The sequence below is a fragment of the Arthrobacter sp. SLBN-100 genome, from assembly GCF_006715305.1.
Classification (GTDB): Bacteria; Actinomycetota; Actinomycetes; order Actinomycetales; family Micrococcaceae; genus Arthrobacter.
Map to the genome: position 1 here is coordinate 1,984,906 of NZ_VFMY01000001.1, position 13,450 is coordinate 1,998,355.

Annotated in this window: 15 protein-coding genes; 8 read left to right on the forward strand and 7 right to left on the reverse strand. The window is 66.0% G+C overall.

The features are described from left to right. Nucleotides 1–77 precede the first annotated feature (77 nt). Complete coding sequence (locus FBY31_RS09295) at nucleotides 78–752, reverse strand: PAS and ANTAR domain-containing protein (RefSeq protein WP_142039685.1); 675 nt, start codon at nucleotides 750–752, stop codon at nucleotides 78–80. Nucleotides 753–1,040: 288 nt separating this feature from the next. Here FBY31_RS09295 and FBY31_RS09300 point away from each other — a divergent pair, with 288 nt between their 5' ends. From FBY31_RS09300 to FBY31_RS09310, 3 genes are all read left to right on the forward strand, one after another. Then, nucleotides 1,041–3,194 carry a copper-translocating P-type ATPase gene (locus FBY31_RS09300; RefSeq protein WP_235012994.1) on the forward strand — a complete coding sequence of 718 codons (2,154 nt, stop codon included), beginning with the start codon at nucleotides 1,041–1,043 and terminating at the stop codon, nucleotides 3,192–3,194. Nucleotides 3,195–3,286: 92 nt separating this feature from the next. Beyond that, entirely contained in the window at nucleotides 3,287–3,658 is a 372-nt protein-coding gene (locus FBY31_RS09305) for a hypothetical protein (protein WP_142039690.1), read from the forward strand. Between the two features lie 72 nt (nucleotides 3,659–3,730). Beyond that, nucleotides 3,731–4,342, forward strand: coding sequence for a DUF305 domain-containing protein (locus FBY31_RS09310; RefSeq protein WP_142039693.1), 612 nt, complete (start codon nucleotides 3,731–3,733; stop codon nucleotides 4,340–4,342). Nucleotides 4,343–4,412: 70 nt separating this feature from the next. Here FBY31_RS09310 and FBY31_RS09315 read toward each other — a convergent pair whose 3' ends face one another. Both FBY31_RS09315 and FBY31_RS09320 read right to left on the reverse strand, forming a co-directional pair. Continuing rightward, on the reverse strand, nucleotides 4,413–5,657 hold the full coding sequence (locus FBY31_RS09315; protein WP_142039695.1) for an IS110 family transposase: 1,245 nt from the start codon (nucleotides 5,655–5,657) through the stop codon (nucleotides 4,413–4,415). A gap of 411 nt (nucleotides 5,658–6,068) precedes the next feature. Continuing rightward, nucleotides 6,069–7,286, reverse strand: coding sequence for an FAD-dependent oxidoreductase (locus FBY31_RS09320; protein WP_142039698.1), 1,218 nt, complete (start codon nucleotides 7,284–7,286; stop codon nucleotides 6,069–6,071). A gap of 181 nt (nucleotides 7,287–7,467) precedes the next feature. Here FBY31_RS09320 and FBY31_RS09325 point away from each other — a divergent pair, with 181 nt between their 5' ends. The 3 genes from FBY31_RS09325 (at nucleotide 7,468) to FBY31_RS23325 (ending at nucleotide 9,733) form a co-directional block, all read left to right on the forward strand. Then, a complete protein-coding gene (locus FBY31_RS09325) occupies nucleotides 7,468–8,124 on the forward strand; it encodes an arsenate reductase/protein-tyrosine-phosphatase family protein (RefSeq protein ID WP_142039701.1) in 657 nt (218 codons plus the stop codon). 90 nt (nucleotides 8,125–8,214) lie between these two features. Further along, nucleotides 8,215–9,375, forward strand: coding sequence for an LCP family protein (locus FBY31_RS09330; RefSeq protein WP_142039703.1), 1,161 nt, complete (start codon nucleotides 8,215–8,217; stop codon nucleotides 9,373–9,375). Between the two features lie 160 nt (nucleotides 9,376–9,535). Beyond that, nucleotides 9,536–9,733 carry a hypothetical protein gene (locus tag FBY31_RS23325; protein WP_142039706.1) on the forward strand — a complete coding sequence of 66 codons (198 nt, stop codon included), beginning with the start codon at nucleotides 9,536–9,538 and terminating at the stop codon, nucleotides 9,731–9,733. A 33-nt stretch (nucleotides 9,734–9,766) separates the two neighbouring features. On the opposite strand, the gene FBY31_RS09340 is transcribed toward FBY31_RS23325, so the two are convergent. Further along, complete coding sequence (locus FBY31_RS09340) at nucleotides 9,767–10,153, reverse strand: hypothetical protein (protein WP_142039709.1); 387 nt, start codon at nucleotides 10,151–10,153, stop codon at nucleotides 9,767–9,769. A 4-nt stretch (nucleotides 10,154–10,157) separates the two neighbouring features. Continuing rightward, entirely contained in the window at nucleotides 10,158–10,502 is a 345-nt protein-coding gene (locus FBY31_RS09345) for a PadR family transcriptional regulator (RefSeq protein ID WP_142039712.1), read from the reverse strand. A gap of 158 nt (nucleotides 10,503–10,660) precedes the next feature. Here FBY31_RS09345 and FBY31_RS09350 point away from each other — a divergent pair, with 158 nt between their 5' ends. Further along, complete coding sequence (locus tag FBY31_RS09350; RefSeq protein ID WP_142039716.1) at nucleotides 10,661–11,437, forward strand: histidine phosphatase family protein; 777 nt, start codon at nucleotides 10,661–10,663, stop codon at nucleotides 11,435–11,437. Then, nucleotides 11,415–12,368 carry an NAD(P)H-hydrate dehydratase gene (locus tag FBY31_RS09355; RefSeq protein ID WP_442858168.1) on the forward strand — a complete coding sequence of 318 codons (954 nt, stop codon included), beginning with the start codon at nucleotides 11,415–11,417 and terminating at the stop codon, nucleotides 12,366–12,368. Before FBY31_RS09350 ends, FBY31_RS09355 begins: the two co-directional genes overlap by 23 nt. A gap of 164 nt (nucleotides 12,369–12,532) precedes the next feature. Here FBY31_RS09355 and FBY31_RS09360 read toward each other — a convergent pair whose 3' ends face one another. Both FBY31_RS09360 and FBY31_RS09365 read right to left on the reverse strand, forming a co-directional pair. Further along, entirely contained in the window at nucleotides 12,533–12,955 is a 423-nt protein-coding gene (locus tag FBY31_RS09360) for an Hsp20/alpha crystallin family protein (RefSeq protein WP_142039720.1), read from the reverse strand. A gap of 209 nt (nucleotides 12,956–13,164) precedes the next feature. Beyond that, a complete protein-coding gene (locus FBY31_RS09365; RefSeq protein WP_142039723.1) occupies nucleotides 13,165–13,356 on the reverse strand; it encodes a hypothetical protein in 192 nt (63 codons plus the stop codon). Nucleotides 13,357–13,450 lie beyond the last annotated feature (94 nt).

The following is a 13,450-nucleotide window of genomic DNA, read 5'->3' on the forward strand; positions in this document are numbered from 1 at the left end:
CGTCCTCAAACTTGGCTCGACAAAATCATGCCGACCAGACTTCCCGGCGCACCTTCGATCCATCCTACAGGCGGATGCTACCCCGCCCGGCGCCGCCCACTTCCCACCATCCTGCTGTCCTGGGCAATCGCGGCGACAGCGTCGCTCAAGTAGCGGCGCGTCACCGCAGAGTTTGCCAACTTCACCAGTTCGGCGGCCACCACCACCAGTTTGACGTTGCGGTGGCTGCTGGTGCTGACCAGCATCTGGAAGGCGTCATCGGAGTTCATGTGCAACTGGCCCATCAGAATGCCCCGCGCCTGGTCGATGACGCTGCGGGTGGATGTTGCCCCTGCCACCGCTTCCCGGGCCGTCTCCTCGGTTTCCCGCCGAAGGGTGGAGGTGAGATCCACCATCACCCCGTCGATGGCAGTGACTTTTCCGGCGGCATCCACGATTCCATCTCCAGCGGTGACCACCCGGCGGGTCCGCCCCCGGGAATCTATGATGCGGTGGTACATGCAGAAGTAGCCCCCGGTCCTGCAAACCTGCGCAATGATTGCCTGGCAGTGCGGCCTGTCCTCCGGGTGCTTGTGCGAGTACAGCAGTTCCAGGCTGGGAACCACCTCGCCGCGCTCGTAACCATGCAGCTGGAACAAGCCGTCCGACCATTCAACCTTCCAGCCGCACAGTTCCACATGAAAGGTGCCAGCAATGCATGGGTCTTCACCCAGCGCGCTGGAGTATGTGTAGGGGCCGCTGAGTTCAGCCACAGAGACACCTCCGGTCTAATTTTTCCAGCCTCACCCAGCCAGGGCAGGCACCATTGCCTTGTGACTCAAGTATGGCCATGATGACGCCCGCCCGCTAGGTGGGGACTTCCCCGTACGGCAAGTACGTGGTTTGCGGAAAGCCGAAGCCCTTGACGGATATACCCCCTAGGGGTATATTTCCAAATGTTGTCAGTGAAGTGGTATGTCCCGGCCGGTGCACCGCACCCGCTTTTCACAGCCGTTCAACCCCAGCGCCCATTGATCCTTCATCAAGGAATGGAAACTGACATGCATGACATCGCAAACAGGGACAGCGGGCCCCGCGGCGCCCTCACCGGTGCTGGGAGTGCTGCAGCCCCGGCCGGGGCTGCAGCCAAACACGGGCACCCGGACCACAACCACGGGCACCGCGGCACCGCCCATCACGACGACGACCACGCCGTCCACACCCACGGGCAGCACGCCGGACACAGTACGGCCATGTTCAAAAACAGGTTCTGGCTGACCCTGGCGCTCTCCGTTCCCGTGGTCTACTTCAGCCCCATGGTGGGCCACATCCTTGGCTACATGGCACCGATGTTCCCCGGCTCCACCTGGATTCCGCCGGTACTCGGCACCGTGATCTTCCTCTACGGCGGCCAGCCGTTCCTTAAGGGCGGCCTGCAGGAGCTGAAGGACCGCCGGCCGGGCATGATGCTCCTGATCGGCATGGCCATTACCGTGGCGTTCGTCGCCTCGTGGATCACCAGCCTGGGCCTGGGCGGTTTCGACCTGGATTTCTGGTGGGAGCTTGCCCTCCTGGTGGCCATCATGCTGCTGGGCCACTGGATCGAGATGCGGGCCCTGGGTTCGGCCCAGGGCGCCCTGGATGCGCTTGCTGCCCTGCTGCCCGATGAAGCCGAACGCATCACGGACAGCGGCACCGAAACCGTACCCGTCTCCGAACTCCGTCCGGCCGATCTTGTCCTGGTGCGTTCCGGCGCCCGGATGCCCGCCGACGGAACGGTGGTCCAAGGGCGGGCCGAGTTCGACGAATCCATGATCACCGGCGAATCCAAGACCGTGCCCCGCGGCCCAGGGGATGCGGTGGTGGCCGGAACCGTGGCCACGGATTCAAGTGTTCGCGTCCGGGTGGACGCCGTGGGTGAGGACACCGCACTGGCCGGCATCCAGCGGCTCGTGGCTGAAGCACAAGCTTCGTCGTCTCGGGCCCAGGCCTTGGCCGACCGGGCCGCGGCCTTCCTGTTCTACTTCGCGGCGGGCGCGGGCGTCGTCACCTTCGTCGTGTGGACCCTGCTGGGCAGCATTCCCGAGGCGGTCACCCGGACCGTGACCGTGCTGGTGATCGCCTGCCCGCACGCCCTGGGCCTGGCCATTCCGCTGGTCATCGCCATCTCCACCGAGCAGGCTGCCAGGGCCGGCGTCCTGATCAAGAACCGGATGGCGCTGGAGCGGATGCGCACCGTCGACGTGGTCCTTTTTGACAAGACCGGCACCCTGACCAAAGGCGAGCCGGAGCTGAAGGACGTGGCCGCCGCCCCGGGCGCGGCAGCCGATGAGCTGCTGGCCCTGGCCGCCGCGGTCGAGTCGGACAGCGAGCACCCCGTGGCGCGGGCGGTCGTCCGGGCAGCCCGCGGGCGGAACCTGGCCCTGCCCGCCGTCGCAGGATTCGCGTCGCTCACCGGCCGCGGCGTCCGCGCCTCGGTGGACGGCCGCACGGTGCACGTAGGCGGGCCGGCGCTCCTGCGCGAGCTGGGCGCCGTCGTGCCTTCCGCACTGGCGGCCACGACGCGCGGATGGCTGGACCGCGGCGCCGCCGTCCTCCATGTGATTGACGACGGAGGCCGGGTACTCGGGGCGGTCAGCCTTGAGGATGCGGTGCGGGCGGAGTCCCGGCAGGCTGTGGCTGCCCTGCAGCAGCGGGGCGTCAAGGTGGCCATGATCACCGGCGATGCACGGCAGGTGGCGCAGGCGGTCGCGGCGGACCTGAACATCGACGAGGTGTTTGCCGAGGTCCTGCCCGCGGACAAGGACAAGAAAGTGGCCGAGCTGCAGGGCCGCGGCCTGAAAGTGGCCATGGTGGGCGACGGCGTCAACGACTCGCCCGCGCTGGCCCGCGCCGAAGTGGGGATCGCGATCGGGGCGGGGACGGACGTGGCCATGGAATCGGCCGGCGTGGTGCTGGCCGGGAACGATCCCCGCGCCGTGCTGTCCATGGTGGACCTGTCCCGGGCGAGCTACCGGAAGATGTGGCAGAACCTGGTGTGGGCCACCGGCTACAACATCCTGTCTGTGCCGCTGGCCGCGGGCGTCCTGGCCTTCGCCGGGGTGGTGCTGTCCCCCGCTGCCGGCGCGGTCCTGATGTCTGCCTCCACTATCGTGGTGGCTTTGAACGCCCAGCTGCTCCGCCGCCTGAAACTGAATCCCTCGCAGGTGCGTTAAAAAGGCGCTCTCTCACTTTTCGCAGCTTTTTTCACAACGCTCTCTCACTCATAGCCGTTTGCCGCCAGTTCGCCGGAAGGAGGAACCGCCCAATGACTGCAACCATCCGTCGTGTCGCGGACCTCCTCGGCAGGGCCGGTCTAATGACGGTTGTGCTGGCCATCGCGGCCGGGATCCTCGGGATGCATGTCATGACGGCCGCCCACCCGGCGCACCCGTCCCACCAGGTGGCCCAGGAATCCAGGCATTCGCACGGAGCCGGCGAAATGCAGACCTGCCCGGGGATGCAGGATGCGGGGCCGCGGTGTGTCCTCCTGGCTAAGACCGCATCACTGACTGTCTTCCCGCCCGGCGGAACCGCTGCCGTGGAACCTGACCACGCCGCGGGCGTCAGTCCGGTAGCTCTCCACTCGTACATTCCAGCAAGTCCCACGCCGTGCGAACTGTCCATCAGCCGAACATAGACCAGGACTTGCTGCCTACTTCCGCACACCACCACAGGCGCAGTTCAACTACTTTCCTGAAGGACACTTTCCATGAACACCAAGATCAAAACGCTTTCCGTCGCGGCCGCCCTGGCAGCCTCGCTGGGCCTTGCCGGGTGCGCCGCCGGGCCCGGGACCTCCGGCGGCAGCGGCATGCACTCCAACTCCGGCCCGATGTCCAGCATGATGCCGGACGCCAACGCCGAACATAACCAGGCAGACATCATGTTCGCCCAGATGATGATCCCGCACCATGCCCAGGCTGTGGAGATGAGCGACATCGTCCTGGCCAGGCCTGACCTGCCCGCCGACGTCACCTCGCTGGCCACCAGGATCAAGGACGCCCAGGCACCGGAAATTGAGACCATGACCGGGTGGCTCAAGAGCTGGAATGTGCCCGCCATGATGTCGGACCATTCCGGGCACGGCATGTCCGGAATGGTGGACGCGGCGGGCATCGACAAGCTCAAGGCCGCCCAGGGAACCGAGGCTGCCAGGCTCTTTATGGAGCAGATGACGGGGCACCATGAAGGCGCCATTGAGATGGCCAGGCAGGAGATCGGCGGGGGCAAGTACCCCGAAGCCATCCAACTGGCCCGCGACATCGTCACGGCCCAGGAAGCCGAGATCGCCGAAATGAAGAAGCTCCTGGCCGCCCTCTGACTTCCCTCTAAAGGACGCTCTCTGACATGAAAATTGGGTGACGACGGTGGGGTGCGTGGGGTGATCGGTATTATCCGGGCTGGTGTAGGGGTTCGAGGATGACTTGGTAGCCCAGTGACTCGAGTTGCCCGATGGCGCGGGCTTTGGCTTTGGCTGGTGCCTGACGGGTGAAGTAGTCGGCGCCGAGGTCGTTGTAGAGTTCGCCGGTTGTGAGCATGTGCCAAGCTGCGGTGAGGATGGAGTGTTCGACGGCGACGAGGGCTTTGGCGGGTCCGCGGCGGGAGGCGATGCGCCGGTATCTGGCGCCGAAGTAGGTATTCTTCGATCTCGCGCAGGACAGAGCAGCGATGCCCAGGGCGCCTTTGAGGTACCGGTTGCCGGGCCGTGTTTTGGTGGACTTGATCCGTCCGGCGGATTCGTTGGATCCCGGGGAGGTACCGGCCCAGGATGCCAGGTGCCCTGCGGTGGCGAACACGCTCATGTCGGCGCCGGTTTCGGCGATGAAGACCTCCGCGACGGTGGTGCTGAACCCCGGGATGCTCACGAGGAGCTCCCGGGCGCAACGAAAGGGCTCCATCGCCGCCTCGATCCTGGCACTGAGGTCGTTGATGTCGGCGGTATGAGCGTCAATCCGGTGCAGATACAGTTCGGTCATGTAGCGGTGGTGTTCGCTGAACCGCCCGCTGAGTGCTTGGGTGAGTTCAGGGATCTTGGATCGCAGCCTGCCCTGGGCCATCTCCGCCAGGGCCGCCGGGTCGGTCTGCCCGTCGACGAGTGCTTGGAGCATCAGGCGTCCGGAGACCCCGGTGATGTTCGAAGCTACCGAGGATAGTTTGATGCAGGCGTCCTCGAGGAGTTTCTCCAGGCGCTGGATCTCCCGGGTCCGTTCCTGGGTGATGATGGTCCGGGCCCGGGTCAGATCCCGCAGTTCACGGATTGGCGGCGGGGGCACGAAGGAGGCCCGGACCAGCCCGTGGGCGCCCAGATCGGCCAGCCACGCAGCGTCGGAAACGTCCGTTTTGCGGCCCGGGACGTTCCTGGCGTCATGGGCGTTGACCATGATGATGTTCAGCCCGTCGTCTTCAAGCAGGTAGTAGAAGGGGCGCCAGTAATCACCGGTGGCTTCAATGACCACCAGATCCACGTGCTCGTCCAGCAGGTGTTCCTTCAGCCCCAGGATCTGCCCGGTCATCGAACCCCAGGTCGTGACCGTGGATGTGGTGGACCGCCCGCCACGGCCCTGGATGCGGACACAGACCTTCGCGTCCTTCTTTGAAATATCGACACCCGCACAGCGCGGGTGAATGACCTCCATAACAGATCACCCTTCCTCGAACGCTTCCAACAGATCGCGTCTGTGTCCCGGGGAAGGCGGATAAACAACAAATCTGACATTCGTGCTCAACGGCAACATTCCACGGTCCCGCGGACAAAAAGCTGTGCCCTCCACCACCAAACTCACTTACAGGCTCACCGGCACTAAAGAGAGACCGAGGTCGACCGGAACACACTCTCCAGTCTGCTCCGGCAGCCCAGACCCCGCAACGATCACCGCTGCAACACATTTTCAGTCCCCACGGCGGAGCGAAGCGCCCCTGAGAAACTCACTTATGGCAACTAATAGGTCGACGCTCTCTCACTCTCCTTAGGAAAGTGAGAGAGCGTCGGCCGGAAAACCGCCTTATGTGAGAGAGCGTCCCATTGGGTGGGCCATGCAAGGAGAAGGTCAGGCACGGCGGTTGACGTGCTCGGGGCGTATTCCTACTCCAACGAACCGGGCTGTAACCGGGCGCAGCACCGGTGAGGCGGCACGCAGGAGCATCACGAACCAGCGGGGCGCGACGCGGTTTCCGTTGGTAGCCCTGAGGAGCACCCGGTGTCCATTGCGCTGCAACTGCTGCATGATCCTCACCGGCAACTCCCGGCGTCGCTGCACCTCCGCGAGCTTCTCAATAGGAGCATTTCCCGTTGTGAGGTCCTCGGCGATGGTGTTGGCCAACGCGACGGCGTCCTGGATGGCGAAGTTCACGCCGACGCCGAACATCGGGGACATGGCGTGAGCGGCATCGCCGATGGCAATGAACCCCGGACGGTACCAGCGCCGAAGCCGGTTGATCTGGACGGAGAGGAGCTTCACCTGGTCCCAGTCCGTGAGGGTCCCGACGACGGGGCGCAGGCATGGCGCGGCACCGGCGACCCGCGCTTGGAGGACGTCGATCCCGGACGCTCGAAGCTCGTCAAAGCCGCCTTTGCGGATCACCATGCCCGACTGATACCTGTCGCCACGGTCAATCGTGAGGACCAGCCCCTGCTCCGAGATGTATCCAAGCGTTGACGGCGGAGGGTCCGGCGGCTTGGGCAGGTTGAACCACAGCACGTCGATGGGCACGCCGAAGTCATCGGGAGTCAGCCCGGCAGCGGCCCGTAAGCCGGACGCGCGTCCGTCGGCAGCGACGGTGAGCGTCGCGCGGATCTCCATACCGCCGTCGGACGTGCTGGCCCGGACCCCGCGCACCTGGCCCTCTTCGATAATGAGGCCGGTGGCCTCGGTGTGCATGCGCAGCTCGAAGGTGGGAAACGCCGCTGTCTCGCGGGCAAGGAAGTTCAGGAAGTCCCACTGGGGCGCCAGGACCAGGAAGTTGTCCGGCGCGGGGAGGGTGCCGAAGTCGACGATGGTGAGGCGCTGGCCATCGACGACGGCGTCAAGCGTGGACAGCCTCGTCAGCGGCAGTTCCAGGAACTTCCCGCGCAGCCCGAGTTCACCCAGCAGGGTGACCGTGGAGGGATGCACGGTGTCCCCGCGGAAGTCGCGCAGGAAGTCGCCGTGCTTCTCCAGGACGGTCACCCGCAGGCCTTGTCGCGCGAGCAGGTACCCCAGCACCATGCCTCCGGGTCCGCCGCCGGCAATCACGCAGTCCCGTTCGATTACGCTCTCCACAGTCATATCATCGGGCTTCCTTACCCTCAGGTGATAGAGCGTCCTGAGGAAACGTGCGAAAGGTGATGGGGCGTTGCCGGGAAACGTGCGAAAGGTGAGAGAGCGTGCGGGGTGGGGCGGCCGCCGTCGGGCTGATGCGTGTTAAGTTGAAAAGCACGGACGCACCGGCTGGAAAGAGAAATCTCCCTTGGACTCACCCGCACCAGTAAGAATCCTGACTGTCTGCACGGGCAACATCTGCCGCTCCCCGGTGGCCGAGCGGCTGCTCCAGGCGGGCCTCAACCAGGTGCTGCCGGGCGGTTTCGAGGTGCGGAGCGCAGGGACGCGGGCCATGGTGGGAGATCCCATGCAGCCGATTTCCGCGGACATCGTGCGCACGTTCGGCGGCGACCCGGAGCAATTCGCCGCCCGCCAGCTGACCCCCAAGGTCCTTCGCGGCGTGGACCTGGTGCTCACCATGACGTCCGGGCACCGCGGCGAAGTCCTGCAGTCGGACGCGTCACTCCTCAAACGCACCTTCACGATCCGGGAGTTCGCCCGCATGCTCGACGTCCTGGACCAGCGCGCCGAGGCCGGAGGCACGGCAGGCGAGGGAACATACGACGACGGCGATCCCCTGGCTGCCAACCTGACCTTTTGGCGGGGCCTTCCCGCGCGGGCTGCCGCGGTGCGCCACCTGTCGCTGCCCGCGGACGCCGCGGAGAACGACATCATCGACCCCTACCGGCGGGCGCCCGAGGTGTACCGCCAGATGGAGGACGAACTCGCGCCGGCCATCGTGTCCGTCCTGCGCCACGCACGGCTCAATGCCCCGGTCCCCGGAACGCGGGCTGGTTCGCTGTAGCCGCAGATGACAGTTTGGATACGTATATAGCCACGGAAGGCCTGGCGGGCGGACACTGATCCCACCATATTCACAATGAGGTGAGGCACAATGAGCACGCCAGGCGGTTCTGAACCCTCCGGCACGGGCCCGTCCGGTGCTGGTGCACCCGGTGCCGGTCCTTCCGGCAGCACTCCTCCCGGTTCCCATCCGCACGGCCTGGCCTGGGTGGCGCACGGACGGCGGCGCTGGATCGCCGCCCTGCTGGCGCTGGCACTGGTGGCGTTGGCCGTCGTCGCGATCGTTAACCTCAACCGGGCCGACACGCAAGCTCAGCCCGCCGGGACACAAAGTGCTTCCCAGACCCCCACCCCCACTCCCACTGAGACTCCCTCCGAAACGCCGCCCCCTGCCCCAGCGGCCCCGCCGCCTCCTCCACCCATTCCGGAGCTTGGGGCGGCGCCAATGAACATCCTGGTGATCGGCAGCGACAGCCGCGGCAATGCCCGCGACGAGGCTGCCCATACCGCGGCCACGGGCGAGCCCACGGACCACCGTTCGGACACGCTGATGGTGGTGCACGTCCCGGCCGACCGGCACACCCTCTACGTCATCTCGATCATGCGAGACCTGTGGGTGGACATCCCCGGATTTGGCGGCGGGAAGATCAATGCGGCCCTGCAATACGGCGGCATCGACATGACCGCCCAGACCGTCCAGCAACTGCTGGGCATCACCATCGACCACACGCTGATGCTCGACTTCAACGGCTTCCGGGCGCTCACAGACGGGTTGGGCGGCATCGACGTCAATGTGCCCTTTGCCTTCCAGTCCACCATTGAAACCAACCACGTCTTCACAGAGGGAATCAACCATCTTGACGGGCAGGCGGCCCTGGAGTTCAGCCGCGAGCGCTACGCGTTCGGCGACGGCGACTTCCAACGCGTCCAGAACCAGCGGATCATGCTCCGCGCCATCCTGGCACGGCTCACAGGCGGCGGGGCGCTGATGGACGTGACCGCGGTCCGCGGCCTGGTGGACTTCGCGTCCTGCTGCCTCGTCGTGGACAAGGGCTTCGACCCGGTGCAGGCTGCCATCCTCGCCTACAGCCTGCGCAACCTGGACACCAACGCGATCGGCACCATGACCCTGCCCACCGCCGGGTTTGCAACCATCGCCGGCCAGTCCGTGATTCTCCCCGACTACGGCGGCATCAGCGCTGTGGGGGCGGCGCTGCGGGAGGGCCGGATCGCCGACTTCGCGGTGCCGTAAGGACACCGCTTCCAGGCGTGCTGGCGGTGCGGCGGCGCCGGGACGCTGGCGACGCGCAAAAGACCTGGCGACGCGGGCGACGCGCAAAAGACCTGGCGACGCGGGCGACGCGCAAAAGACCTGGCGACGCACACATTTTCTGGCGCGGCTGGTATTTCCGGTGCGTCGGGTATTTTGCGCAGCGGAGGTCATCTTCAGCGTCGAAGATAACAGTCCGTGCGCCCGGCGGATGACGGCGATGCTGCGGGCGGTGGACGACGGCGGCGCGGCGGGTGGGAGCGTCCGCGGCACCTTCCGGACGGCACCGGACATCGGGACGACCAACGGTGTTCTCCAGGTGCTGGAGCCCGAACGGTAAGGCTGCGGATGTTGGCCCGCAACAGCCCCAGTGTTACCGAACGTCCGGGAGGCGTCTGTCCAGGAATTTTCCCGTAAAGACCAGCACCGCCGTCAGCACCAGGACCGCGGCGAAATAGCTGAGGGTGCCGGACACGCCGAAGCTGACCCCGACCATCCCGCGCAGCACCAAGTACACACCCAGCATCAGGATGACGAGCCCTGCGGCCAGCGTTCCCACGCGGGCGCCCCTGGACGTCGACGTGCCGGCGGGGAACGAGGCGGCGTACTCACGCGGCGGCCCGAAGGCCGCCTCCCCGCTTTCGCCGCTCTCGGCAAGATAGCTGACCACTTCCTGCAGTCTGTTCCGGACCATGTCTTCGCTGTGTTTCCGCTGGCGAAGTTCATAGGCCAAGGCTTTCAGGTATTCCTCGGTAGACATCTTCCTAGCCCTTCGCTCCGTGTAAAACGTTTTTGATCAGGCCTGCGAATTGTGCCCAGTCCCGGGCTGTCTGCTGCAGCCGCTTCTGCCCGCCGGGGGTCAGGGAGTAGAACTTTTTGCCGGGACCGGCATCCCCCTGACGCCATTCCGAACTGACCAATCCGTCCGTCTCAAGCCGGTTCAGGGCCGGATAAACGGTTCCGCCGCTAAGCCCGTCAAAGCCGGCCGCCTTCAGGGCCTGGATGATCTGGTATCCGTAGGCTTCGCCGCTTTCCGCCACGGCCTGCAGGATGCACGTGGGAAGCACAGCTCTTACCCAGTCACTGGGCCATCGGTTGTCTGTGCTCACTTCTAGATAGTGTCACAACCTAGATTGCCACACAACCTGCTTACCTCTTTCCCCCGCCTTGTTCACCCACATCCCCTGGTTTACATTTCCGGACCGGTGGGTACACGGCTGGTAGTGTTCCTGCATTCGGCAAGCCAGGCGAGACGGGGTGGTTTCTTGTGAAAGAGGACGGGTTGACAGAAGCTGTCCAGGAGGCCGGGGCGGTGGAGCTGCTCCTGGTCCGCCACGGCGAGAGCGAAGGCAACGTGGCTGCCACGGATGCGCGGCTGGCCGGGGCTGAGGTCATCGAGGTGCCGGCCCGCGATGCGGACGTGAACCTGTCCGGCACCGGCCAGGAGCAGGCCAAAGCCCTGGGCGCGGCGCTGGCAGGGATTGCGGAGGACCTTCGGCCGGATGCCGTGGTCTCCTCCCCCTACGCCCGCGCGCGCCAGACTGCCGAAATCGCCGTCGAGGCCGCGGGCTGGCCCGTGAAGGTCCGTACCGATGAGCGCCTGCGCGACCGGGAGCTCGGCATCCTGGACCGGTTGACGCGGCTGGGAGTGGAGCAGCGCTTCCCGGAGGAGGCGGAACGCCGGGAGTGGCTGGGCAAGATGTACTACCGGCCGCCGGGCGGGGAGTCCTGGGCGGACGTGGCCCTGCGGCTGCGCTCTATCCTGGATGAGCTCAACAACCTCAGTACAGGGCACCGGGTGATGCTGGTCTGCCACGACGCCGTAATCATGTTGTTCCGGTACGTGCTGGAGGGGATGGACGAGAAGGAACTCCTGGATCTGGCGGCGGGCACGTCGGTCCTGAATGCCTCGTTGACGCGGTATGTCCGGCCCTCCGGGGAGGGGGCCTGGACGCTGGAAAGCTTCAATGTGGCGGACCACCTCGCGGAGCAGGGCGTCACAGTCACCGAGCACGCAGGAGATGCCAGTGTCCACCCGAAGTGACTCCAACTCCCCGACTCTCGTGACGCCGTCGCTCTTGCGCGAGTGGCCGCTGCCGGCGCCGGGCGAGGACAAGTACTCGCGCGGCTCGGTCCTGGTGATCGGCGGTGCGCGGGCCACCCCGGGCGCCGCGCTGCTTGCCGGTACTGCCGCGCTCCGCGCCGGCGCGGGAAAGCTCACGCTGGCTGTGGCGGAGTCCGTGGCCGCGCAGGTGGCTGTGGCGCTCCCCGAATGCGGGGCGATGGGGCTGCCTGAAACCGCTGAAGGGTCGGTGACGGGTGAAGGGTTGGACCGGATCTCCTCCTATCTGGACCGTGCCGATGCGGTTCTGGTGGGCCCAGGCCTGGACGATCCGGACCTGGCCGAGGAACTGTTGCGGGCCCTGCTGGAGCGGGAGGCTGACTCACACCCTGGTGATTCAGGCTCGGGTGACGGACGGGCGGGCGGCGGCCCCGCCGTCGTGCTTGATGCCTACGCCCTGGGTGGCCTGGTCAAGGTGGCCGACCAGCTGGAACCGTGGAAGGGGCGGCTGATCCTCACCCCCAACCCCAAGGAAGCGGCTGTCCTGCTGGAGCGGGAGGTGAATGACTTGGCGGCGGACGTGGCAGGGATTGCGGATAAGTTCCAGGCGGTGGTGAGCTGCCAGGGGCTCATCGCCCGGCCGACGGGCGGGGGCGGGCCAGGGGAATCCGAGCTGTGGCAGATGACCACGGGCTATGGCGGGCTGGGAACATCGGGAAGCGGTGATGTGCTGGCTGGCGCGATTGCGGGCCTGAGAGCACGGGGAACCACCAGCGCGCAGGCCGCCTGCTGGGGAACGCACCTCCACGCTGCCGCGGCAGACCGGCTTGCCAGCAGGATGGGTCCCCTTGGATTCCTCGCCCGCGAACTGGCCGACGAACTGCCCGCCCTGATGCTTGAGCTGAACACCTGAACACCTGAAAAAGGGATGGCCCCCGGCCGAAGCCGGGGGCCACCATATCGGGAGGTTCAGGCGCAGGCTGCCGATGCGCTCAAGCGCTGTGGCGTGCATACTCGCGATCACCCAAGAGGCAGTCACCCGATTAATCAATACCCGACGTCCCGATCCTGTTGAGGCTAGGCGGAAATCTCCTGCTTTGCTCCCTTCGTTTCAATCTCGATCTTGCGCGGCTTGGCCTTTTCGGCGACAGGAATCCGCAGCGTCAGGACGCCGCCGTCGTAGGTTGCCTTGATGTTATCGGCATCGAGGGTGTCCCCGAGGATCAGCTGGCGGCTGAACACGCCCCGCGGCCGTTCGGAGGCGATCAACTCGGTGTCCTTGCCTGCAGGTTCGGGACGCTCTGCCCGCACCGTCAGGACATTCCGTTCCACATCCAGATCCACTGAATCCAGTGCGACGCCGGGCAGATCAAAGGCGACAACGAATTCCTGGTCCTCACGCCAAGCGTCCATGGGCATCGCTGCCGGACGCGCTGCGGTGCCGAGGACCTGCTGGGCCAGCCTGTCCAGCTCGCGGAACGGATCGGTTCGCATCAACATGGCTTCTCTCCTCGTAAGAGACGGTCCAACATTGGTTCTGGTCTCAGCCGATCTATATTGGCTGATAAAGATTTTTTACCACTGGACCAGTAGATCTTCAAGCGGCTGGCGGAACAATTTTCGCGGAATTTTGGGTGCCGGCCGGAGGCGCCGAAGGGGCCTCCCGCAGGGTGCGGAAGGCCCCTTCTTCTGTGTGTTTTGGCTGTTGGTCAGCTCCGGGTGGGATCGGGACGCAGCGGTGCCGGCCCCGGATCCGGCACGGGCAGCGGCCCGGGAGGTTCCGGCGTCGGGAACGGATTGGGAGGCTGCGGACCCGGGTGGCCGGGCTGGGTGGGATCAGGCTGGTCCGGGCCTGGTTCCGGCGGGAACGGTTCGGGCTCGTGCACTGGCGGGATGGTCATATGCTTCCCCTCTCACGCTGGGCGGATGTGCCTTAGCGTGAACAGGATACGCCTGCGGCCGGAAACCCCACTAGGCCACCCCGCCTCTCCGGAT

Coding starts and splice junctions, on each gene's coding strand:
- FBY31_RS09355 (WP_442858168.1), top strand. CDS start 11,415: ATGCCAGTGTCCACCCGAAGTGACTCCAACTCCCCGACTCTCGTGACG.
- FBY31_RS09300 (WP_235012994.1), top strand. CDS start 1,041: ATGCATGACATCGCAAACAGGGACAGCGGGCCCCGCGGCGCCCTCACC.
- FBY31_RS09320 (WP_142039698.1), bottom strand. CDS start 7,286: ATGACTGTGGAGAGCGTAATCGAACGGGACTGCGTGATTGCCGGCGGC.
- FBY31_RS09315 (WP_142039695.1), bottom strand. CDS start 5,657: ATGGAGGTCATTCACCCGCGCTGTGCGGGTGTCGATATTTCAAAGAAG.
- FBY31_RS09360 (WP_142039720.1), bottom strand. CDS start 12,955: ATGTTGATGCGAACCGATCCGTTCCGCGAGCTGGACAGGCTGGCCCAG.
- FBY31_RS09305 (WP_142039690.1), top strand. CDS start 3,287: ATGACTGCAACCATCCGTCGTGTCGCGGACCTCCTCGGCAGGGCCGGT.
- FBY31_RS09340 (WP_142039709.1), bottom strand. CDS start 10,153: ATGTCTACCGAGGAATACCTGAAAGCCTTGGCCTATGAACTTCGCCAG.
- FBY31_RS09365 (WP_142039723.1), bottom strand. CDS start 13,356: ATGACCATCCCGCCAGTGCACGAGCCCGAACCGTTCCCGCCGGAACCA.
- FBY31_RS09310 (WP_142039693.1), top strand. CDS start 3,731: ATGAACACCAAGATCAAAACGCTTTCCGTCGCGGCCGCCCTGGCAGCC.
- FBY31_RS09330 (WP_142039703.1), top strand. CDS start 8,215: ATGAGCACGCCAGGCGGTTCTGAACCCTCCGGCACGGGCCCGTCCGGT.